Raw genomic sequence first — 22341 nt, forward strand, 5'->3', positions numbered from 1 at the left:
GGACGACTGGGTCTCACGTCCGTTCTCGCGTTCGAGGGAGCTCGTATCGCTCGGAGCTGATCGAGATCAGCTCCGAGATGAACCCACCTCGATCACGAGATCGGTTCCAGCCGGGCCGTACCCATCCGGTGCACACCGCCTCTGTCGTATTGCGCTCTGTCCTGAGCCATGAAAACCGCCCGCCGGGCGCGGGGCAACCGAATATCCGACGGAGCGGCCGTACCGGCTGCCGGTTGAGGGTTCCGCGAACGGCCTCACGGCCACAGCAGACGCTTCCGCCACCGCGGATGCGACGCCGGCGCCGCATCCGCCACCGAACCCACCCCGGACCCCGACTCGGTACGTTCGTAACGCAGCCGGGTATGGCTGCGCCCCTTGTCGCCCTGCCAGAACTCCACGTCGGTGGGCACGAGCGTGTACAGCCGCCACTCCTCGGCGACCAAGTCCGGTTGCCTGTCCACGCGTTCGAGAGACGCGGCCATCGCGAGATCGCGCTCCGCCGGGTCCGCGAGGTGCCGGCTCTGCCGGCCGAGCAGCGCCTCGGCACGGGCACGGGGGGAACGGGCCAGGAAGTCGGCCGCGGAGCGTTCGGCGCTCTCCGCCGCAACCGCACCCCGTACCCGGATCTGGCGTCCCTGGAGCGGCCAGTAGAAGGTGAGCGCCGCGCTCGGCCGCGCCGCCACCTGGCGGCCCTTGGGGCTGCCTCCGTGGGCGGCGAACTGCCAGCCCGACGCGTCGACGTTCTTCAGGATCAGCACCCGGGCCTGCGGCTCACCGGCCTCGTCCACCGTCGAGAGGGTCATGGCGTGCGGCTCCCGCACCCCGGCGGCCAGCGCCTCCGAGAGCCACGAGACGAACAGGGCGACCGGCTCGGCCGGCACCGCCGCCGGGTCGAAATCGGGCAGCGTACCGGCGAACACCTCCAGCCCCCGCAGCAGTTCCCGGATGCTCCGGCCACCGTCATCCGCGTTCTGGTTCGCGCTCTGGTTCGCGTTCCACTTCGTGGTCATCTCAACTCCCGAGCCATGGCTGACGGTTACGACGGGATCGCCCGGACACGGGAAAGCACTCGTCGCCACCTCGCCCCCTTTGTTCATGTCAGGAACATATTACCGGCGTCAGACATGGAACGGCACCGTGGTGACAACGACCTTGTGCAGGGGGCGCAGTGCCCGGCGCAGGCGGGCGGCGGTCCGGCTGTGAAGTGCGCTGTAGCGCCGCTGGCACATCACGATCTCCGGGAGGATCACGGTGAGAGTGAGGTCGGGCCGCTGGTGGTGCAGTGACTCGATGTAGTTGACCAGGGGCGCGATGACTGCACGGTACGGGGAGACCAGTTCCTGGAGGGGCAGATGGTCGCCCCACAGCCGCCACTGGTCGCGGAAGCGTTCGGCCTCATCGACGCCGGTACTGACGTGGATGACGAGGACGGGCTGCTGGAGCGAGGCGGCGTACGCCAGCGCGCGCATGCCTGCGCGGTCCAGCGTCTCGATCGGTACGAGGGAGAGGTGCCGCACCTCTTCGGGCACTTCCTCGGCCTCCTCCGGCACCCTCTCGACCTCGTCGACATCGTCGGCCTCATCGGCCTCATCGGCCTCATCGGCCTCCTCCATCTCCTCCGCCTCCTCTGCCTCATCCACCTCTTTCATCTCTTCCGCCTCTTTCATCTCTTCCGCCTCTTCCACTCCCTCGGCCGCCTGGGGCGGTACCTCGACGCGGGGAGCGATGACGAGACGCGGGATTTCGATCGAGTGCCGTTGGAGCCGTAGCGCCTCGGCCACGGTGTCGTAGTGGCGACGGATACGCGTCGTGACGAGCAGGAACAACCCGACCGCCACGAGCGCGACCCACGCGCCTTCGGTGAACTTGGTGATGCCCGCCGTGACGAGGACGATCGCGGAGAGCAGGCTGCCGGTGGCGTTGAACAGCAGGCTCTTGCGCCAGTGACGGTCCCTCAGGCGCCACCAGTGGACCACCATTCCGGCCTGCGACAGGGTGAAGGCGAGGAAGACGCCGACCGCGTACAGCGGAATGAGAGCCGCGGTGCGGCCGTCGAACGCCACATACACGAACCCCGCCGCGACCGACAGCAGGATGATGCCGTTGCTGAAGGCGAGGCGGTCGCCCATCCGCGCGAAGAGGCGGGGCGCGTGGTCGTCGCGGGCCAGCAGGGACAGGACCCGGGGGAAGTCGTTGTAGGCGGTGTTGGCCGCCAGGAGCAGGACGGCCGCGGTGGCCGCCTGCGTGAAGACGTACATCGGGCCCGAGCCGTAACTGAGGTGGGCGAGTTGGGACAGCACCGTCTCCTGGGACCGCGGCAGGATCCCGCTGTAGTGGACGATGGCGATGATCCCGCCGAACAGGACGACGAGCAGGCTCACCATCCAGGTCAGCGTGGTGCGGGCGTTGCGCCACTCGACGGGTTTGAACGCCGGCACCGCGTTCGAGATCGCCTCGATGCCGGTCATCGCCGTCGACCCCGAGGCGAAGGCCCGCATCACGAGAAGGATGCCGAGCCCTTCGGTGGCGTTCATCGGCGGGTGGGGCACGGGGTGGAAGTCCCGGCCTGCCGCGTCGGCGAGGCCGACGGCGATCAGCGCCAGCATCGCGACGACGAAGGCGTACGTCGGCGCGGCGAAGATCGCGCCGGCCTGCCGGATCCCGCGCAGATTGCCGGCGAGGAGCATGACCATGGCGAGGACGCCGATCAGCACGGTGGAGGGTTCGAGTGACGGCACGGCCGAGGTGATGGCGGCGACGCCGGCGGCGATGGAGACCGCCACGGTGAGGATGTAGTCGGTCATCAGCCCGGCGGCGGCCATGAGCCCCGGCACGCGCCCCAGGTTGTCGCTGGCGACGATGTAGGAGCCACCACCGTGCGGATAGGCGCGGATGGTCTGCCGGTACGAGACGCCGATGGACAGCATCAGGAGCACGATGGTGGCCGCGATGGGGATCGAGTACCCGAGTCCGGCGGCGCCCGCGAGGACCAGGACGGCGAGCATCGCCTCCGGCCCGTACGCGACGGAGGAGAGCGCGTCGGCGGACAGGACGGGCAGGGCGACCAGTTTGCGCATCCGCTCACGGGCGATGGCGGTACTGGCCAGCGCGGGCCCCAGCAACAGGCGTCGCAGCCGATAGACGGCCCGGGGCTGGTCGACGGGTGCCGGTGGACCCTCGTCCGCCGGGCCGGCGGGGGCGGGCGGGAGTGCCGCGGCCCCCGCGGCGGTGGGACCGAACGGGGCCACCGGGACGACCCGTCCGAAACGGGCGGGCCTGATCTGCGCCGGCGCGGGGAAGCTCCCCAGGTCCGGATCGACCGGCAGCGCGCGCCGCCATACGTCCGGCCCCGCCGACACCCGCCGCCATTCGCGTCCCACACTGCGCAGCACGCGCAGTTGCTGGGCGTCGAGTGCGCGCAGGGGGATGCTGCCCGGTACCGCCGCACTGCGTGTGCGCTTGGCGTTCGAGGTATTACCGTGAGTGCCCGACATGCCGCAAGTCTGGCGGAATGTTCCCCTTCGGGGTGGGAGTGACGCTGCGGGGTTCCGGCGGCGCCGCCCACGTCAGCCCGCCCGCGTCGCGGCCCACCTCAGCGCTTACGTCAGCGCTTACGTCAGTGCCCACGTCACCGCCTGCCGCGCCGGATCCAGTGCGCTCGACGCTGTCGCCGCAGGGTCGGCCGTGTCGCGTGCGGTGACTGGTCCGGCGACCCTACGGGCGGAACTGGCGGTACGGGCGGTACGGACACATCCCGGCCCTCCGCGCGGTCGGCGGGCCGCTGGAGGGTGTCCAGGGCGTAGTCCGTGGTGGCGATGCAGTTCACGAGCTGCTCCTCGGTGAACTCCTCCGACCCGGGCACGTGCGGGACGAACCCGATCAGGGCCCCCTCGTTGACGATCTCCGCGTCGAGGCCCGCCGCCCCGTCCATGTCCCAGAGGGCCTCGATCGTGTCGTCGAGGACGACCCTGATGCCGAATTCGTAGACACCCGCGTGCACCAGATGTGCCATGACACCGCGGGAGCGCAGCTCCGCGGTCAGCCGCTCAGCGCGATCCGAGTCCATACGGGGCACCTCTTCACCTACGGCGTTCCCGGGGGCCGGGCGTCCCTGTGGGGGTGTCCGGCAACCCTCGTGTTCTCCACGGTACCGCTCACGGGGGCGGTACGCGGATCGTCAGCGACCCTCCGCCCCGCGCCCGTTCCCACACCTCCCACGCCCGTATCGGTGCGCTGAGCCGCCCGGTCGGGGGGCCTTTCGTCCGCTGGGCCCGCGAGTGGGTCCTGGGGCCCTGCGACTGGGCCCGGACCACTGCCTACTCTCCAGCCCCATCGGATGAACGGGTCGACGTGGGCGAGGAGCTCGGATGAACGGCACTGGCTACCGCCGAAAAGCGCGCGGGCGCGGTGACGCCGGTCAAGGTGCCGCCGAATACGTCGCGTTGACCGGTGTGGTCGCCACGATCATCGCCGCGATCCTGGCGCTGACCGTCCCCGACGACACATCCGTGGCCCTGGAAGACGCGGTGTGCCGCATCGTCAACGCGGGCGACGGCGGGGAGGGCTGCGACTCCGGCGAGGGTGGCGGGGACGGCGGAGACGGGGGCGGTGGCGGTGGCGACGGGGCGCCCGAGGTCCCGCCCGACGATCCCTTCCAGCCCGCGAAGTGCCTGCTGGCCCAGGATCAGACCAAGACCACGGTCGTCGTCCAGATCCTTTTCATCAAGATCAGCGGCTCCGAGCAGGTCAAGCTCCAGCAGTGGTCCGACGGCACCGTCACCCTGGAGCGGCTGACCGAGAGCGGCGGCGGGGTCACGGCCAGCATCTCGGCCGGTATCCCCGGACTGAAGGAGTGGGGTGGCAGCGCCTCGCTGAGCGGCAGCTATATGAAGGGCAGCGGCAGCGGCGGCCAGTGGCTGTTCAACGGCAACAAGACCGGCGACCCGCAGAAGGACCTGGAGCTGAATCTGGAGGACGCGAAGAAGTTCACGGAGTACCTGAAGGCGCAGGACGACTGCAACTCGCGCACCGGACGCTCCGAACTCCAGATGATCTGCGGCTATCACGCCGGCAAGAAGAAGCCCGACCTGCCGCCGGAGCGGGCGCCGGACGTGGACATCACCAAGACCAGCACCGAGGTGTCGGGCGGGGTGAGCTTCGGCAAGTCCTTCAAAAAAGGCAAGGGCGGCAAGGACAAGAACGGCAAACCGACCGACCTCGGCAGCATCTCCGGCGAGTTCGGCACCGGCACCATGACCGAGGACGTCGTCGTCATGCGCGCCAACACCGGCCCCGACGCCGGAAAAATCACCTTCGTCTACACCTTCGGCGTCGACGCCAAAGGCGGCGAAATCGCCCAGGGCAAAGCCACCCGCATGCAACAGGTCTCCGTCACCTACGACGCCGCCACCTTCGACCAGGAAGAGAAGGACGGCAAGGAACACCGCCCCGAAAAACTCGTGATCACCACCAGCCAGGAGAACGGCGAAGGCGCCGGCGTCCAGGCGGGAGCCGGCGCCAACGTCCCCGGCACACCCGTGACCATCGACGTCGGTGGCGGAGGCGGCACCATCAACTCCAAAATCCACACCGAGTCCGCGGAAATGGTCCTCGACAACGACAACGACAGCAAAATGGTCGAGGACTGGCTGCGCGGCCGCGGCGACTTCCCCGCCACCGACGCCCTCCCCACCCCCTCCGACGCCGCGGAAGTACCCGGCAGCGACGCCGGACCACTGCAACGCCTGATGCACGACAAAGGCAAACTCTCCCGCCTCGACTACAACGCCAACACCGACTGGTGGAACGCCTCCCTCGGCATCGGCTTCGGCATCTCCGCAGGGCAAGTCACCCTCGGCTTCAAGCTCTTCGGCATCGACATCACCCACGAAGAGAAGAACCAGACCATCACCGGCGACCCCACCTACGCCACCGGACCCAAGAACGGCGGCGCCCGACCCTGGGTCGAATGGAAGAACTGCACCCGGACGACACCCATAACCTGATTCTCCGACCGAAAAGGCGGACCATGAGCCGTCGCGGGCGCCGGTACCCCCCTCGTACACCGGCCGGCGCCCGCGACACCCCCGGTGCCCCGGGGCCGGCATGTCGGCCCCGGGGCACCATCCACCCGCCGTGTCGCCCGACCGGCCCGCACCGGCGGGGAGTGCGACCGCTGTTCGCGCGGGGAGTGCGACGGCGCACGGTCACCGCGCGACCTCTGTGAGCCCTGACCCGGGCGGGTCTCCCGCCGCTACTCTGAGGCAGGGTACGGGGGTAGGGGGTACGAGTCCGCGGACCCTTCCCGATCAGAGGTCACCCGACAGGTTCTCAGAGAAGGGGCTGCTGTGGACGGCGGTGTGGTGGGGCTGCGGATCGCGTCCGCGGTGCTCGTGCCGGTACTCAAACGGCTGTTACTGCCGGCCAACAAGGTGCCGGGGGCGGAGTTCGGCGACCGCCCGATCCCGATCCGCCGGCTGGTGGCCTTCACCAAGGAGCACCGCACCCTCACCGAGGACGATCTGCACAAGCTGGCACGGGAGTTGGTGCGCCGCGCCGTACGGGCCGCCGGGCCGCACGATCCGCCCGTCGGCGCCGACGAGCACGACGCCGTCGGCCAGGCCCTGACCCGTACGCTGCACGCCCTCGGCGATCTCGACATGGACGATGTGCACGCCTTCGCGCTCGGCCCCGAGCGGCTGGCCGCCGAGCTGTCCAGGCGCGCGGGCCCCGACACCCGGCGGCTCCTCAGCGACGACGCCGCCCGCTTCCACGACCGTCTGCTGGAGACGGCCTGCGTGCATCTGGTGCGCCTCTTCAGCCAGCAGGCGGGCTTCGCGGCCCGCGCCCAGATCGAGCAGAGCCGCGAACTGCGGGAGCAGAGCGTCAAGTTGGACCGGCTGCTGGAGCGGCTGCCCGACATCAGCCGCCAGGACACCGCGTTCGAGGAGGCGTACGCGCGCTACGTCGTCGACTGCCACGGCCGGCTCACGATCTACGGCGTCGACCTGCGCGAACCGGACGGCCAGGACTGGCCGCTGGAGTCCGCGTATCTGAGCCTGGAGGCCATGCCGTACCGCGGCGCCACCGATCCGGTCCCCGTGGTGAGCGGTGAGCCGGGCGGCGACCGGGACAGCGAGACCGAGCGCGCCGGCGGCCCGGCCGAGGCGCTTCTCGCCAGCCATGAGCGGGTGCTGCTGCGCGGCGTCGCCGGCACCGGCAAGACGACCCTCGTCCAGTGGCTGGCCCTCACCACGGCGCAGCAGGACCGGGTACCGGGCGGCCTGCCGCAGCTGTACGGGCGTGTGCCGTTCGTGCTGCCGCTGCGCGCCCTGGTACGTAAGGACGCCGAACTGCCCATGCCCGACGACTTCCTGCGCTGGATCGGCTGCCCGCTGGTGGGCACCGAACCCGACGGATGGGCGGCTCGGGTGTTGCAGCACGGGCGCGGCGTGCTCCTGATCGACGGTGCCGACGAGATCCCCAAGGGCGAGCGGGCCCGCGCCAGGACCTGGCTCAAGAAGCTGATCGCCGTCTTCCCGGGCAATCTGTGGCTGCTCACCTCCCGCCCCTCGGCCCTCGACCGGGACTGGCTGGCCCGCGAGGACTTCCAGGAGTACACGCTCTCCGCGATGCGCCCCGCCGACATGCGGCAGTTCATCCGCCGCTGGCACACGGCTGCCAGGGCCACCGAGGAGCTGGGCGAGTCGCTGACACTGTCGCTGCGCAGCAGCCCCGAGTTGAGCCGGCTGGCGACCAACCCGCTGATGTGCGCGCTGATGTGCGCCCTGCACCGGGAGCGCCGCGGCTTCCTGCCGCAGGGCCGCGCCTCGCTGTACGAGGCGGCACTGTCCATGCTGCTGGAGCGGCGCGACCTGGAGCGTGAGGTGTACGGCCGGGGCCACCGGCCGGAGTTGGACCAGAAGTCGGCGACGGAACCGCTCCAGCGCCTCGCGTACTGGCTGCTGCGCAACGAGCGGACCCAGCTGGAGCTGGCGGACGCGGTGGACGTGGTGCGCCGGCTCCAGCCCTCCGTACCGCGCCTGGCGGAGGTCGGCACACCGGAAGAGGCCCTGCAACTGCTGCTGGAGCGCTCGGGGTTGCTGCGGGAGCCCGCCACCGGTGCGGTGAGCTTCATCCACCGGACCTTTCAGGACTTCCTGGGTGCCCGTGCGGTGCTGGAGGAGCGCGACATGGGCATGCTGGTGAACAACGCACACTTGGACCAGTGGGAGGACGTGGTTCAGATGGCCGTCGCACAGGCACGACACCAGGAACGCGCCGACCTGCTGACCCGTCTGCGGGAGCGGGGCGACCGCGAGAAGGACGCGGCGGTGCAGGCGCGGCTGCGGCTCCTCGCCCTCGCCTCCCTCGAACAGGCCACCCGGCTGGAGCCGACGGTGCGCGAGGCGATCGAGGACCGGGCCGCGCGGATGCTCCCGCCGCGCAGTCTGCGCGAGGCGAGATCGCTGGCCCAGACCGGCCCGCTGCTCCTCGGTCTGCTGCCTCGGGCGAAGGATCTCCAGGACGACGAGGAGCTGGCCACCGTCCACGCCATATGCCAGATCGGCGGGGACGCCGCGATCCCCCGGCTCCGCGAGTTCCTGGGCACCGGCCAGTCCGCCGTACGGGCTCAACTCCTTGACCACTGGGACCGGTTCGACACCCTGGTGTACGCCGAGGAGATCGTACGGCCGCTTCTGGAGACCGCGCCCGACGAGACCGTCACCGTCCGCTCGCACGCCGAGCTGGACGCCCTGCGCACCATGTCCGGCTATCAACGCGTAGGGCTGCACGGCGACTTCGACCCGGAGGAGATCCGCACCGCGCTCAACCCGCGCAGTCTGCGCGAGCTGCGGCTGCACAACACGCTCCAACTGGACGATCTGGACCTGCTGTCCGTCTATCCCGAGCTGGAGACGCTCGCGCTCCAGGGGTGCCGGAACGTGAAGGACCCCGCGCCACTGACCCGGCTGCCGCGCCTGCGGCGGCTGGAGCTGCGGGATCTCCCCCAGTTCGAGCCGCTGTTGAAGTTGTCGGACTGCCCGACGCTCGACGGGCTGCTGGTGGGGCCGGAAGTGCCGTGGCGCGGCCTGACCGACCTGCCGCGCGCCGCCGAACTGCGGCTGCTGTCCCTGCCGCCGGCAGCCGCACAGCTCGCGGGGATCGTGCACTGCCGGGGACTTGAGGAGCTGCGCCTCCAGGACGCGAGCGATCGCGTGACGCCCGACGAATGGGGCTCGCTCCTCGGCGAGTTGCCGAATCTGCGGCGGCTGACGCTCTCGCCGCAGCAGCTCAGCATGCTGCTGTTCGCACCGCGTACGGAGATCCCGCAGGTCACCCATCTGACGGTACGGGCCAGGGCGGGTGCGGCGGTGCCGCTGCGGCGGATCGCCCGGCGTCTTCCGGGACTTGAGGAGATTCATCTGTCGCAGGGCTCGGAGCTCGATCTCGGCTCCCTGGCCGGGCTGCGCCGGCTGCGCCTGGTGCGGCTCTCGTACACGGGTGAGATCCGGGGGGCGGACGCGCTTCCGGAGAGCGTCGAACTCGACATCCATCCGCATCCCTGACGCCGGTCCCCAGGGGTTCTCGATGCGGTCCTGAGGGTTCCCACGCGGTCCCTGAACGCGTGCGCCGCCGTGTCCCACCTGTCACAACCGGGTGACAGAGTGTGGTGTCGGCCTGGCGAGAGCGCTTACCCGGCGAGTAGGTTCTCTGTTTCCAGGCTTCATTGGTATGGATATCAGCGGTTGTGTCTCGGGGAAGCGGTGCCGCCCGCCTCCGGGCACGTGGCCGGTCGGCGACGGACGAAGGGTGCGTGAGGGGACCAGATGCGCCCACCGGACACGTCACCGCTCCACGGCCGGGATCCGCTGCTGCGCTCACTCGTCCCCCGGCTCACCGGACTCACGTACGACGAGAGGTCCCGTACGCCCCGGGAACACCAAGGCGACCTGCCCGTCGTCCTGGTGACGGGGCATCACGGCATGGGGCGCAGCGCCGTCCTCGCGGACCTGGCGGCGCACTACCGGAGCCGGCTCCCGCTGGCCCATGTGCGGGTGGTGCCGGGCGAATCGGGGGCGCTGCCGTACGCCCCCGCCGACGGCACGGCCGCCACCGCGTCGACCCTCGTCGGGATTCTGGCGGAGCTGGTCTGCGGCCTCGGACCCGAACTGCGGCGCCGCTTCCCGGTCCTGACGCCCGGTCTGTTCGCCGTCTCCGGCTGGGACCGCGACAACTCCGAGCAGCGGGACGCGACATGCCTGCTGCACGCCCGGCTGCTGCTGGCCTGCCGTCTCGCGGACGGCGACGAGGACACGCTGCGGCACACCTGGGCCACCGCCGTCGAGGGGCGGCTGGCGGGTCCGGCGACCGACGACGCGCAGCGCGACCGGGAGGCGGTCACCGCAGCCGTGGTGGCGGAGTACACCGCCCGGTACGAGCCGGGCGCGGCCCGCGAGTGGTACGGGCGCCGCTTCCCGCCCGGCGCGGACGGCCAGGATCCGCTGCCGCTGCTCGGCGAGTGGTTCCATCAGGGCGGCGACTACCGGGACTTCGCCGAGCAGAGCCTGATGGCGGCCTTCCTCCACGATGTCGCCGCGTCCTACGGAAGGCTCCAGCGGTGGAACCGTGAGCCCTGGCCGCTGGTGCTGCTCGACGACGCCCACCGCCCGGCGGGCCGGACCTTCCTGGATCTGCTCCTCAAGAACCGCGCGCTGCCCGAACGCCCGGACCACGAGGAGCTGGTCGTCGTGGCCGGCCGGCTCGGCGAGCTGCCGGAAGGCGACGAGGACGACGAGGGGGAGGACCCAGCGGCGATCCGGCGCGATCTGGCCGACCTGGTGAAATCGTCCGGCTGGACGCGCCGGGGCCGCGCCCCGTCCGCCGGTCTGCTCGCCGTGCCGCTCGCCCCGCTGAGCCGGGACGACATCCTGCCCCTGCTGGTGCCGGCCCGGCCGGCCCGGCCGCTCCACCCGTATCTGGCCTCCGCCGTGCACTCGCTGACCGGCGGGCATCCCGCGGCGACCACCGCGCTGTGCGCGGCGGTCCTGGACGCCACGGGGAAGGGCGAGGGCGTGGAGCCGCGCGGGCTGCTCGAACTGACCGCGGGGGACGGCCGCGCGGTCACCGAGGTGCTGCTTGAGCGGCTGCTTCCGGACCGGCGTCAGCGCGACCGGCTGACCCTGCTCTCCCTCGCCCGCGACAGCACGGCGGCGGAGGCCCTGGCGGCGCATCTGCGTTTCCAGGGGCCCGATCAGCTTCCCGCCAACTCGGCCACCGACTACCTGGAAGACCAGCAGTGGCAGCGACTCACCAGCCCGGACGAGCCGTTGGTCGCCGACCCGCTGTTGCAGACCCTGCTCGTGCACGAGGCGCGGCGCACCTCGCGCGGGGCCGACGACGGCCGCGGCTGGCAGGAGATCCACCGCTTCCTGCGGATACACCACGCCCAGCGCGGCGAGAGCGGCGAGGCGGACGCCCTGCGGCACACGCTCGCGGCTGGGAACGCCGAGACGGTCGTCGCGGCGCTGGCCGAGGAGTTCCAGTCGGAGCAGGACGAACAGGCCGCCGCACACTGGGTGTTGTGTCTGCGGTACGCGGCGACGGCACCGACACCGCCGACGCCGCCCGCCGGGGACTGGATCGACGAACGGACGCAGGTCGCACTCGGCGCGCACGACGGCCGGTACGCGGAGCTGGACGAGATCGAGCGCTGCGTCAACCGGCTGCTGCACGCCCTGTGGCACGTGTCGGAGCCGCACGCCGAACCGGACCCCGACATGTGCAAGGCGGTCGGCGAGGAGTTGGCGTACCTCTCGCCACGGCACCGGTCCTGGCACGCCGTGCTGGGCCAGGCCGCCCGCGGCTGGCCCGTCGCGGCACGCAAGAAGCGCCCGTTGCCCATCCCCGGTGAGTGAGGAGGAAGCATGCTGGTCCGTCTGTTCCGTCGTCATCCCCGCGAGTGGGGTCCGGTCGAATGGCTCGTCGTTCTCGGCATCGGGGCACTGGCCGCCGCCGTGATCACCGCCCTCGTTCTTCTCGTACGGGGACCCGGCCCGTGCGGCGGCGACCTGGAGGAGATCGGCGGCGACTGCGTCGGTGTCACCGAGGGCGCCTTCGAGGCCGACCCGCAGATCGCGACCCTCATCCAGGCGGTCGCCGACGAGAACGCCCGGGTGCGCGAGGGCTGGGAGTCGCCGTCGAGCGGGCCGAAAATCCCGTACGTACGGATCGCGTTGATGATGCCGTTCACCGCGGACGAGCACAGTGCGATGACAACGGACATGATCCGCCGGGGACTTGCCGGCGCGCTGACGGCGCAGCGGCAGGCCAACAGCTTCGGCGGACCGCACTACCAGTTGCTGCTCGCGCCCGACGGCCGCAACCTCGACCAGTGGGAGCCCGTCGTCGACCGGCTCGCGGAACTCGCCAAGGACAGAAGCGCGCCGCTGGTGGGCGTGACCGGGATCCCGAGCAGTACACCGGAGACACGGGACACGATCGCGGCGCTGAGCAAGCTCAAGATCCCCACCGTCGGGCCGGTCATCACCTCCGCCGACATGAACTCGACCTACTTCTTCAAGACCTCGCCGAACAACGACCAGTTCACCCGCGCGCTGAAGCTGTATCTGGACAGGAACCCGGCGGACCGCAAGGGCTTCCTGGTCTGGGACAACCGCGACGAGGACGTGTACTCGAAGAATCTGCGCGGCGTCTTCGAGCGGCACTTCAACGACACGTACGACCTGTCGAGCCACAGCTCCCCCTTCATGGGCTCGTCGGGAACCGCCGAGGGCATTCCGCAGCGGTTCACCGACGCCGTGCAGAAGATCTGCAACGAGAAGTCCGACACGGTCTTCTTCGCCGGCCGCGACCAGGACCTGCCCGCCTTCGTCGCACGCCTCGCGCAGGAAGGCACCTGCGGGCGTACCTCGGAGCTGCGCATCCTGAAGGTCGGCATAGGGCTGGAACCCACCCTCACCGCCAAGGCGCCCACACGGTGGCTGGAGGAGGCGGAGGCCAGGATCGTCGACGCCTCCGCGGTCGATCCCGCGTGGTGGGCCGAGGGGACCGAGCCGAAGAAGGCGCTCGGCCGGTTTCTCGACGGCTTCAACGAAGTCAAGGACGATCACACGCTGGGCGTCAAGCCGCTGGACGACGGTTACGCCGTGATGTATCACGACGCGTTCACCCTGCTCGCCGACGCCGTGGACCGTACGTTCACGGAGATCAACGAGAACGACACCCGGACGCCGGGGGCGGCCCGGTATCTGCCGTCGAAGGACGACGTCTACCACACGCTGGTCTTTCCCAGCATCTCCGGCAGCACGTGCAGTTCGTGTCTGGTGGGCGCCGCCGGGACGTACGGCTTCGAGGGTCCGGACGCGAACGACCAGTGGGCCGCCTGCAAGCCCGTGCCCGTGGTCGAGTACCCGCCGCGACCGGGCGGCCCGGACCCGTCGCCCGTCTACCGCACCTACCGGGGCGCGGACCCGGACGCCTGCCCCTCCTGACGCCGGCGGTAACGGCGGATTCCCAGGCGTCGGCGACGATTCGGGCATCCACCGGGGCGAGTTCGGGGAGGCCGGGGGAGCACACGTATCATCCCGCGAGAAACGGGAGGGGCGTGGTGGCGACGTCGAGGAGGGCCGATCGGGCCCGCGAACGGCAGGCACGGCACAGACGGCAGGGGCGGTACGAGAGCGGGGACGACGGTCCACGCGACGACGACAACGACGACACGGGCTGCCTCGAAAAGGCCGCCGACAGTTGTGTCATGTGCCGCCAGTGCTGCCCCCAGATGTGGCTGAGCGCGCTCCCGGCCGTGTTCTTCGCCTTCCTGCGCCCCTCGGCCGGCCGGGACCCGGCGGCGCCTCGCCCCGCCGGACGGACGGCCGGTGCGCTGTACGGCGCCGTGCGCCACTACCGGGCGGAGATCAGCCCGGACCGGCCGCCGTGCTGCCCCTACACGCCGAGTTGTTCCACGTACGCGGTCAAGGCCCTGCACCGGCACGGCGCGCTGCGTGGCGGGCGCCTGGTGGTGGGGCGGCTGCTGCGCTGCCGGCCGGGGGCGGCCCGCCGCCGGGGCTTCCGGGATCCGGTCCCGGACCGGGTCAATTCGCCATCGAGCACGGAGGGAACACAGAGATGAGGGTCAGCCAGTGAGGGTCATACGCCGCTGGGCCCCCTACGTGGCACTGTCGTTGGCGCTCGCGGTCGCCGCGGGCTACGGGTGGTACCGCATGAGCGACACCGGCAAGGGCTGGCGGTACGAGGAGAGACTTGAGACGTTCTGCGGCGGGCTGATCCCGTACGAGGAGTCCGCCGGGTTCACCGGGAAGGACGACGGGCGCCTGTCGCGGGAGCACCGGGCGAGCCAATTCGAGGGCGACTTCGACATGTGCGCGGTCGCGAGCCTCGACCTCTCGATCGGCCGGGTCCTCGACACCGCGCCCAACGGCGACTCCCCCGACATCTTCGAACGGCTGGACGAGGTGCCGGGGGACGCTCCGCCCCTGCCGCTCGGCGGCGGGTGGCGCGGCTACACCGACCTCGACAACACGGCTGTCGTTCTCGCCTGTGACAACAAGCCAGGAGCTGTCGTCGTGACGGCCGGCGACGGGAGCGTGGACGACAGCGACGACACGTACGACGCGCGGGACACGGAGCGGGCCCGCGGCGTCGCCGAACTCGTCGCCGCCACGGCGGTCAAGGCGGCCGACGACTGGGACTGCGACGCGAAGGCCGGCGAGCGGATCCCGCGTCCCGCCGCCGTGGCGGAGCGTTCGTCGCGTTTCGACGCGACGGGGACGTGCGAGGGGATTCCGCTGCGTGACCAGGACTACGTGCACTGGATCATGGACTCCCCGGCGAGCGGGACGGCCCCACTGGAGCGCTGCGTGCTGGGTGAGACGAAGGCCGACGCGGTGACCCTGTTCGAGTTCGAGGCGGCGTTCGGTCCCTTCGCGAAGCGCCTGCACACGGACGATCCCGTGGGCGACAGGTTCAAGCGCGACGCGGGCGGCTCCGAAGGCTCCTACTGGGCGACCGCCCGATGCCCCGGCGACGGCCCGCGAGCCGTCTTCAGGGTCGATCCCACCGAGTTCGCCCACATCGACAAGTCGGCGGACGCCTTCGCCGAGAAGGCTCTGGCCGTGTTCGCCGAACGCAGGGCGGAGCAACACGGCTGCACCGACCTGACGTTGCCGCCCGCCTCGTCGTAGCGGCTCCCGTCGCGCCGTTCCGTCTCCGTCCGCGCCGCCTGCGTCCAAGTCGGCCGCCGATGCGGAATGCTGACGAACGGCCGGGACACCGGCAGGCGGAACACCGGCAGGCGGAGACGAGGTGCGGTGCGGTGGTGCGAGAGGCGGGCCTGAGCACGGACGTGATCGTCGTCGGCGCGGGCGCGGCCGGGCTCTCTCTCGCGTACCGGCTGTGCACCCCGCCCCCTGGCCGGCCGATCCCCGACGTGACGCTGGTCGACGCCCCCGCCGGGCCGCTGAGGCCCCCGGAGCGGACCTGGTGTTTCTGGGAGGCCGCCGCCGGCGACTTCGACGGGGCGCTGACCGCCTCGTGGGACTCGCTGCGCGTACGGGGGCGGGACGGGGCCGCGAGCGTGGGGCGGCCCGCGCCGTTCCGCTACAAGATGCTGCGGTCCGGCGCCTTCGAGGCGCTGCTGACCGGCCGGCTCGACGGGCGGCCGGGGGCACCGCGCCGCGTGACGGCCCGGATCGACGGGATCAAGGATGTCGCATACGGCGCGCACGGCGCGGAGGCCGGCGCCGAGGTGACGGGCGTCGCCGCCGACGGGAGTCCGCTGACGCTGCGGTCCCGCTGGGTGTTCGACTCGCGTCCGCCCCGCGCCCTGCCGCCCGCGCGGACTACGCTGCTCCAGCACTTCCGCGGCTGGTTCGTCCGCACCGAGCGGCCCGTGTTCGATCCCCGGGTCGCCGATCTGATGGACTTCCGGACTCCGCAGCCCGCGCACGGGCTGTCGTTCGGATACGTCCTCCCGATGACAGCCCACGAGGCGCTGGTCGAGTACACCGAGTTCTCCCGCACGGTGCTGGACGACACGGGCTACGACCGGGCACTCGGGCACTACACCGAACAGGTGCTCGGGCTGGGTGCCTTCCAGGTGACGGCCACCGAGCAGGGCGTCATCCCGATGACGGACGGCCGCTTCCCGCGCCGCGCCGGCCGTTCGGTGTTCCGTATCGGGACCGCCGGGGGCGCCACCCGCCCGTCGACCGGCTACACCTTCGCCGCCGTCCAGCGGCAGGCACGGGCCGTCGCCGCCGCGTACCACGCGGGACGGGTGCCCGAGCCGCCGCCCGCCTACACGGCGCGGGCCAGGGCGATGGACGCGGTGCTGCTGCGGGGGCTGGACAGCGGCCGGGTCGGCGGTGCCGCGTTCTTCGAGGGGCTGTTCCGACGCGTACCGATGGAGCGGCTGCTCCGCTTCCTGGACGGCGACACCCGCCCGTACGAGGACTTCGCGATCGGCCTGCGCACCCCGGTCGGGCCGATGCTGCGCACCGTCGCCGAACTGCCGTGGCTGCCCAGACGGCAGACCCGCGACCGATGAGGACGACCTGTGAGACCGATGAGACCGACCAGGGACCGCTGAGACCGATGAGCCCGATGGGACCGAAGGGAATCGACGTCAGATGACGCTCCTGCACGACGCGGAACTCTCCGCCGCGTCCGGCCACGCCGCACTCACCTACGACCGGCTGGTCGCCGTCAACCCCGGCTACCACGCGCACCTCAGGCGCTCCGCGCGCCGCCTGCGGCTGTCCCGTGGCGGCGCCGGGCTGCGTCTGCTCGACCTGGGCTGCGGGACGGGCGCCTCGACGGCCGCGCTGCTGGCCGCCGCCCCGCACGCCGAGATCGTCGCCGTGGACGCGTCGGCCGGGATGCTGGAGCGCGCGGCCGCCAAGTCGTGGCCGGCGGGTGTCTCGTTCGTCCACGCGCCCGTGGAGCGGCTGGCCGAGGCGGGCGTCGCCGGTCCGTTCGACGGGTCCTTCGCCGCGTACCTCTTCCGCAACGTCACCGACCCGGACCGGACACTGGCTCTCGTACGGTCCCTGCTCGCGCCGGGTGGCCGGATCGGTGCGCACGAGTACGCGCTCGGCGGGCGCGCCGTGGACCGGGCGGTCTGGACGGCCGTGTGCAAGGGCATCGTGCCGCCGGCCGGGCGGCTCGCCGGGGACGCGGACCTCTACCGCCATCTGTGGCGCGGCGTGGTCGAGTTCGACACGGCGTCGGCCTTCGGCGGCCGGCTGCGGCGCGCCGGATTCTCGGATGTGCGGGTGCTGCCGATGCCGGGCCGGCAGACGGGCATCACGCACACCTTCGTGGGGCGCTCGCGGTGACCGGCCGAACCGCCCCGCGCCGGGGCCGGGACCGCCGCGCCCGGGTGGTCCGAGCGGCGCCGGGGCGGCGGCGGTTCGGCGCCGGTGACGCGCCGGACGTCGCCGTCGTCGGGGGCGGCATCGCGGGGCTCGCCGCCGCGACCGCGCTCGCGGAGCGCGGGGTGGGCGTCACGCTGTACGAGCGTGAACAGGGCCTCGGCGGGCGGCTGGCCGGCTGGCCCGTCACGCTGACCGACGGTTCGACGGCCACCATGAGCAGGGGCTTTCACGCCTTCTTCCGGCAGTACTACAACCTCCGGGGGCTGCTCCGGCGGGCCGATCCCGGCCTCGGCATGCTCGGTGGTCTGCCGGACTACCCGCTGCTGCACAGCGGGGGCCTGTACGACAGCTTCGCGCGGGTCCCCCGTACGCCGCCGTGGAGCGCCCTGGGATTCGCCGCGCTCAGCCCCACCTTCGGCCTGCGTGATCTGGCCCGGATGGATCCGGTGGCCGCGCTGCCACTCCTGGACGTGCGGGTGCCCGGGGTGTACGAGGAACTGGACAAGGCCAGTGCCCAGGACTTCCTGTCCGGGATCCGCTTTCCCGAGGCGGCGCGGCATCTGGCGTTCGAGGTGTTCTCCCGCAGCTTCTTCTCCGATCCTGCCGAACTGTCCGCCGCCGAACTGGTGTTGATGTTCCACATCTACTTCCTGGGATCGAGCGAGGGGTTGCTCTTCGACGTACCGGACGAGCCTTTCCCGGCGGCCCTGTGGGAGCCGCTGGGGTCGTATCTCACCGGCCACGGCGTCGAGTTGCGTACCGGTACGGCGGTGGACGAGGTGGCACCGGTGGCCGGCGGCGGGGGTCTGACGGTGACGGCGGGCGGGCGGCCCCGGCGCCACGACGCGGTGGTGCTCGCGCTGGACAGCGGTGGGCTGCGTCAAGTGGTCGCGGACTCGGTCCAGTTGTGCGACGCGCGGTGGCGGGCGCGGATCGCCCGGCTGCGTAACGCACCGCCGTTCCTGGTCTCGCGGCTGTGGCTGGACCGCCCGGTGGCCGCCGACCGGCCGGGCTTCCTCGGGACCAGCGGCTTCGGCGGGCTCGACAACGTGAGTGTGCTGGACCGCTGGGAGGGCGAGGCGGCGCGGTGGGCGGCGCGGACCGGCGGCTCGGTGATCGAGCTGCACGCGTACGCCGTCGCCCCCGGCGCCGACCGGGCCGCCCGACAGCGGCTGCTGGTCGAGCAGTTGCACCGGGTGTATCCGGAGACACGGGACGCGAGGACCGTCGACGCGCGGCACGAATGGCGGTCGGACTGCCCGCTGTTCCCGGTGGGCGGTTACGGCGACCGCCCCACCGTCCGCACACCCGATCCGGGCGTCGTGGTGGCGGGCGACCTCGTCCGTACGGATCTGCCGGTGGCGCTCATGGAACGCGCGGCGACCACGGGCTTCCTGGCCGCCAACACGCTGCTGGAGCGGTGGGGTGTACGCGGTCAGACACTGTGGACCGTACCGGACAAGGGGCGGTCGGCCGCGGCGCGCGCACTGGTGCGGCTGACACGGAGCCGCCGCCCCTGACGGGTCAACCGCCGTACCGCGCGCACTCACTGCTGTCGCCGCCGCTGCGGCAGCCCACGGGCCCCGTCGGCGCGGGGGCGGGGCGGTCCTTCTCGTCCCGATGGGATTGCAGCGCCGCACCGGCGAAGAAGGCGAGGGTGATGAGCACGGCCATCGACCCTTGGCTCACCGCGGTCACGGTGGCTCGCCCACGCGCGGCGATCACGGCGGCCACGCACGCCAGCACGCCGACGCCACCGAGGGCGGGAAGATAGCGCCAGAGGGAGGCCCGCTCGATGGTCGTGGCCGGGTCCAGGTCGAAATGGTCGAAGAACGGCCACAGGGCGACGATCACGGCCAGCGCGATCACCTCAAGGGCCACCAGCGCGCAGGAGACTCCCACATCGGGGCCTCCTGCGGGGCGGGGCTTCACCGGGGAGTCGAACGCCGGGGGCGCGACGGGCAACTCACTCATATCGAACACCCTGCCGGTTCGGCTGCCGGGGGACATGAGTACGGATACCTATTGCCGGTCACGGATACCTATTGCCGGTCGCGGCACTGGGCCGTGTTCGAAATGAGGTCGCGGCGACTGCCGTACGGGGGCGAGTCGGAGGGTCCGGTGGTCTGTCAGGCGACCGGCCCGCCCGCGTTGCGGATCAACCGCTGGAGCACCTTCAGCGTGGTGACGTAGTCCGCGTCGTCGACGCCCTCGTGCAAAGTGGCGCGGATCGCGGGCGCGTTGCGCGCGAGGTCGACGCGGGCCCGCTCCCCCTCCTCGGTCAGCCACAGCCGGTGCTCGGCGTCCCGGGTCAGCCAGCCACGCTCCACGAGAACCCCGGCCTCCGCCGCCAGATCGTCCTCGGGGCGGATGTAGGAGGTCATGGCTGCCTGTAGCTCGGCCAGGCTCATCCCCTCCCCGTCCGGGGAGATGTCGTTCGCCGACAGGTTGCGCAGAAGCCAGAACTGGGGCTGGGTGTAGCCCTTCTCCGCCTGCTGGGCCCGGGTGTACGCGATGAGCGCCTCGTACGCGACGCCGGTCCAGTACGCGGCGGGCTGTCCGGCGAGTTCGGCGTCGGCGATCTGCTGGGTCGTCATGAGAAGTCCCCTCCTGGCATTTCGGTGCGGAGCCCGCACGCTGTGCACTCTGTGCGGGGCATACGGAGAACGTAGGACCTCAAGTGCGGTTGAGGGCAAGCAAGTGACCCGGGCCCCGAGCCGAGGCAGGTGCGAGGCGTGACCGATCTGGTGGAACGATCCTGGGATGGCTCGTGGGCATCCACCGGACGACGATCAGTCGCTGTCGCGCAGCCGCTCCATGACGCCTTCGGTGATCTCCGGGCCCGATTCCTCAAGACTGCCGGCGGCCGGAAGCGCGGACACGGCGATCGCGCGGGCGCGGTGCGCGCCGGCCACCGCGCGACGACGGATCGACCACGACGTGATCCGGTCGGCACACCGCCCCGCACGAGCGACACGGTCTCGCGAACGACCCCGCATCCGTGGCGCTCATCACCGATGAGGCCGCCAGGATGAACAGTGTCTGCTCTGTCATGACGCCTGACGGAACATCGCAGGTCGATACAGCGGAAGGTAGTCGTCGGCGAGGACTCCGCAGGACCGGTTCGACATGTCGGCGGAGCCGTACCCACGGGCAGAGGGGCGGCGGCGCCGTGATCAGTTTTGCTGTGAACGGCCCAGTTCGAACAGATCGCCGTAGAGGCGGTTCAGCGCGTATGCGCCCAGACCGAGGCCCTGGTCGATTCGGCGTCGTGCGGCTGGGTCCCTGTGGTGGGGTTCCAGCAGCAGGAAGAAGTCCTCCGCGTGTTGTTCGTCGATTTCTGAGTGGAGGCCGTAATGCGTCAGGTCGGCCTGAGCGACCCAGCCGCGGTTCACGGCCGCGTCGCCCGTGATGGCGGACACGGAGGCGAAGGCATACTCGATCGCGCCCATGCAGCCAATTCCTACTTGCAGGTCCTCCAACGTGCACACCGCGCTGAGAACGCTGTTGTACGCGTGGACGGCCGGCATCATTTTCAGGTCGTTCAGCCGTACGGTATCGCTGCCGATGCTGGCCAGAAATCGGCGGAAGGTCTCGTGATGGAATTCCTGAGAGCGGAATCCGCCGTGTTCCTCCACTACATTGCCCAGGATTCCGATGCGGTCCGCCGGATGCTCGATCCGGGACACCAGCGCAGCCATCGGACGGGCGAAGTAGGTGACGGCGAAACCTAGTTGCTCCTGGCTTGTGCGGAAGTCCTCCAACGACATACTTCCGTCCACCAGCGTTCGGAAGTACGGATTGTCCAGGACACCGGTCTTGGCCACGATGTCCTTGGCGTGCGCTGTCACCCGTGGGGCCCCGGTCGGCTGTGGATGGGTGGTCACGGTCGCCCTCCTGGCGTGTTGTTCCCGAGCGCGGCTCGACGCGGGACCGGCGGAGCCCCTCCGATCGCCGCTGCCGAGTGGAATCAGCCACCGGCGGTGCGGGGCTCCGGACGAGAGGACGCCGTCCGGTTCTGTCGGCTCAAGAACGCAGGGCTCCGAGGAGGCGGTGACCTCGGTCGTTCGGATCAGTACTGCTGTGGAACACGCGAATGGCCGCTCTCAGCTCGTCAGTTGAGATGGAGCCGGAACTGTCGGTGTCGATGTCGGTGAACGACACATCGATGTCTTCGTCGCTCAGCGCGAAGGAGGACTGAAACAGGCGTCTGAACTCGGACTTGTCCAGTTCGCCGTCTCCGTCGACGTCAGCGGTGGCGACGAAGACCTTGGCGGACGGCGTGACAATCCGCGCGTAGTCATCCAGCTTGTTCTCCAGGCTGACAAACCCAGCCAGGAATTCATCGCGTGATACGACGCCGTCCCCGTCCGTGTCCATAGGGACGAGCAATCTCTTCCAGTACTCCAGAATTGATCTCTGCAGCGCGTCGGCGGGGGCGGTTCCTGGCGCGAGTCCGAACTCCCTGGTCGTCCGTGCCACCCACGCGTGCACGTCGGTTTCGCTGACCCACCCGTCGCGCTCGCGATGGAACACGTTGTAGTAATGCCGGGCCTTGCTGTGGATGATGGACTTTTCCGGCATGCGAAGACCTCGATTTCCCTTGTGCGGTGGCGAATCGAATACCCACCGCGACCCGGTGCACGAGCAATGACTCGTCGCTCAGGATGGCAGCGATTCCCTTCCCGGACGCCGGCACCAAAGCTTCATCACTCATTCGAGTGAGTAACTTGGCTCGGCAGTTTCAGCCCGGTTCAAGGGCGTGGCGCCGACTGCCCGCCGGCGTCCGGGCCACAGCGTCCCGACATCCACGAGGCGGCCCCACCCAGCCCGAGCGACACGGCGTCAGCCCCGCCGATATCGCCCGGTCCTGCCCGGCTTTACAGACGGTCTCGACCAGTAGCACGGGTCCCGGGGCAACGGC

At 71.0% G+C, this 22341-nt stretch carries 17 protein-coding genes; 9 read left to right on the top strand and 8 right to left on the bottom strand.

Going from position 1 to position 22341, the window contains the following annotated elements:
- Nucleotides 1–254 precede the first annotated feature (254 nt).
- The 3 genes from OG700_RS01675 to OG700_RS01685 all read right to left on the bottom strand — a co-directional run bounded on the left by OG700_RS01675 (nucleotide 255) and on the right by OG700_RS01685 (nucleotide 4066).
- Nucleotides 255–1010, bottom strand: a complete 756-nt coding sequence (locus OG700_RS01675) for a pyridoxal 5'-phosphate synthase (RefSeq protein ID WP_405607723.1) — start codon at nucleotides 1008–1010, stop codon at nucleotides 255–257.
- A 108-nt stretch (nucleotides 1011–1118) separates the two neighbouring features.
- Entirely contained in the window at nucleotides 1119–3494 is a 2376-nt protein-coding gene (locus OG700_RS01680; RefSeq protein ID WP_405607726.1) for an APC family permease, read from the bottom strand.
- Nucleotides 3495–3628: 134 nt separating this feature from the next.
- Nucleotides 3629–4066, bottom strand: coding sequence for a hypothetical protein (locus OG700_RS01685; RefSeq protein WP_405607729.1), 438 nt, complete (start codon nucleotides 4064–4066; stop codon nucleotides 3629–3631).
- A gap of 301 nt (nucleotides 4067–4367) precedes the next feature.
- On the opposite strand from OG700_RS01685, the gene OG700_RS01690 reads away from it, so the two are divergent.
- The 9 genes from OG700_RS01690 (at nucleotide 4368) to OG700_RS01730 (ending at nucleotide 18937) form a co-directional block, all read left to right on the top strand.
- Nucleotides 4368–6005 carry a hypothetical protein gene (locus tag OG700_RS01690; RefSeq protein WP_405607732.1) on the top strand — a complete coding sequence of 546 codons (1638 nt, stop codon included), beginning with the start codon at nucleotides 4368–4370 and terminating at the stop codon, nucleotides 6003–6005.
- A gap of 342 nt (nucleotides 6006–6347) precedes the next feature.
- Nucleotides 6348–9569: an NACHT domain-containing protein gene (locus OG700_RS01695; RefSeq protein WP_405607735.1), complete on the top strand. Its 3222-nt coding sequence runs from the start codon at nucleotides 6348–6350 to the stop codon at nucleotides 9567–9569.
- Nucleotides 9570–9830: 261 nt separating this feature from the next.
- Entirely contained in the window at nucleotides 9831–11918 is a 2088-nt protein-coding gene (locus OG700_RS01700) for an ATP-binding protein (protein ID WP_405607738.1), read from the top strand.
- A gap of 9 nt (nucleotides 11919–11927) precedes the next feature.
- Entirely contained in the window at nucleotides 11928–13514 is a 1587-nt protein-coding gene (locus OG700_RS01705) for an ABC transporter substrate-binding protein (RefSeq protein WP_405607741.1), read from the top strand.
- A 116-nt stretch (nucleotides 13515–13630) separates the two neighbouring features.
- Nucleotides 13631–14152 carry a membrane protein insertion efficiency factor YidD gene (gene yidD / locus OG700_RS01710; protein ID WP_405607744.1) on the top strand — a complete coding sequence of 174 codons (522 nt, stop codon included), beginning with the start codon at nucleotides 13631–13633 and terminating at the stop codon, nucleotides 14150–14152.
- 10 nt (nucleotides 14153–14162) lie between these two features.
- Entirely contained in the window at nucleotides 14163–15224 is a 1062-nt protein-coding gene (locus OG700_RS01715; RefSeq protein ID WP_405607747.1) for a hypothetical protein, read from the top strand.
- 131 nt (nucleotides 15225–15355) lie between these two features.
- A complete protein-coding gene (locus OG700_RS01720; protein WP_405607750.1) occupies nucleotides 15356–16588 on the top strand; it encodes a lycopene cyclase family protein in 1233 nt (410 codons plus the stop codon).
- 82 nt (nucleotides 16589–16670) lie between these two features.
- On the top strand, nucleotides 16671–17378 hold the full coding sequence (locus OG700_RS01725; protein ID WP_405607753.1) for a class I SAM-dependent methyltransferase: 708 nt from the start codon (nucleotides 16671–16673) through the stop codon (nucleotides 17376–17378).
- Nucleotides 17375–18937, top strand: a complete 1563-nt coding sequence (locus OG700_RS01730; RefSeq protein WP_405607756.1) for an FAD-dependent oxidoreductase — start codon at nucleotides 17375–17377, stop codon at nucleotides 18935–18937. Before OG700_RS01725 ends, OG700_RS01730 begins: the two co-directional genes overlap by 4 nt.
- Before the next feature lie 4 nt (nucleotides 18938–18941).
- Here OG700_RS01730 and OG700_RS01735 read toward each other — a convergent pair whose 3' ends face one another.
- The 5 genes from OG700_RS01735 to OG700_RS01755 form a co-directional block, all read right to left on the bottom strand.
- Nucleotides 18942–19391 carry a DUF6234 family protein gene (locus tag OG700_RS01735; protein WP_405607759.1) on the bottom strand — a complete coding sequence of 150 codons (450 nt, stop codon included), beginning with the start codon at nucleotides 19389–19391 and terminating at the stop codon, nucleotides 18942–18944.
- 155 nt (nucleotides 19392–19546) lie between these two features.
- A complete protein-coding gene (locus OG700_RS01740) occupies nucleotides 19547–20014 on the bottom strand; it encodes a MarR family transcriptional regulator (RefSeq protein ID WP_405607762.1) in 468 nt (155 codons plus the stop codon).
- Nucleotides 20015–20209: 195 nt separating this feature from the next.
- Complete coding sequence (locus OG700_RS01745; protein WP_405607765.1) at nucleotides 20210–20332, bottom strand: hypothetical protein; 123 nt, start codon at nucleotides 20330–20332, stop codon at nucleotides 20210–20212.
- A gap of 261 nt (nucleotides 20333–20593) precedes the next feature.
- Entirely contained in the window at nucleotides 20594–21304 is a 711-nt protein-coding gene (locus OG700_RS01750; protein WP_405607768.1) for a TenA family transcriptional regulator, read from the bottom strand.
- Nucleotides 21305–21443: 139 nt separating this feature from the next.
- Complete coding sequence (locus OG700_RS01755; RefSeq protein ID WP_405607771.1) at nucleotides 21444–22001, bottom strand: EF-hand domain-containing protein; 558 nt, start codon at nucleotides 21999–22001, stop codon at nucleotides 21444–21446.
- Nucleotides 22002–22341 lie beyond the last annotated feature (340 nt).

This window comes from Streptomyces sp. NBC_01508, from assembly GCF_045040315.1.
Lineage (GTDB): Bacteria > Actinomycetota > Actinomycetes > Streptomycetales > Streptomycetaceae > Streptomyces.

Excerpts from the sequence above, each read along its gene's own strand:
- OG700_RS01690 (WP_405607732.1), top strand. The coding sequence starts at position 4,368 with ATGAACGGCACTGGCTACCGCCGAAAAGCGCGCGGGCGCGGTGACGCC.
- OG700_RS01755 (WP_405607771.1), bottom strand. The coding sequence starts at position 22,001 with ATGCCGGAAAAGTCCATCATCCACAGCAAGGCCCGGCATTACTACAAC.
- OG700_RS01705 (WP_405607741.1), top strand. The coding sequence starts at position 11,928 with ATGCTGGTCCGTCTGTTCCGTCGTCATCCCCGCGAGTGGGGTCCGGTC.
- OG700_RS01725 (WP_405607753.1), top strand. The coding sequence starts at position 16,671 with ATGACGCTCCTGCACGACGCGGAACTCTCCGCCGCGTCCGGCCACGCC.
- OG700_RS01740 (WP_405607762.1), bottom strand. The coding sequence starts at position 20,014 with ATGACGACCCAGCAGATCGCCGACGCCGAACTCGCCGGACAGCCCGCC.
- OG700_RS01675 (WP_405607723.1), bottom strand. The coding sequence starts at position 1,010 with ATGACCACGAAGTGGAACGCGAACCAGAGCGCGAACCAGAACGCGGAT.
- OG700_RS01735 (WP_405607759.1), bottom strand. The coding sequence starts at position 19,391 with ATGAGTGAGTTGCCCGTCGCGCCCCCGGCGTTCGACTCCCCGGTGAAG.
- OG700_RS01685 (WP_405607729.1), bottom strand. The coding sequence starts at position 4,066 with ATGGACTCGGATCGCGCTGAGCGGCTGACCGCGGAGCTGCGCTCCCGC.
- OG700_RS01700 (WP_405607738.1), top strand. The coding sequence starts at position 9,831 with ATGCGCCCACCGGACACGTCACCGCTCCACGGCCGGGATCCGCTGCTG.
- OG700_RS01680 (WP_405607726.1), bottom strand. The coding sequence starts at position 3,494 with ATGTCGGGCACTCACGGTAATACCTCGAACGCCAAGCGCACACGCAGT.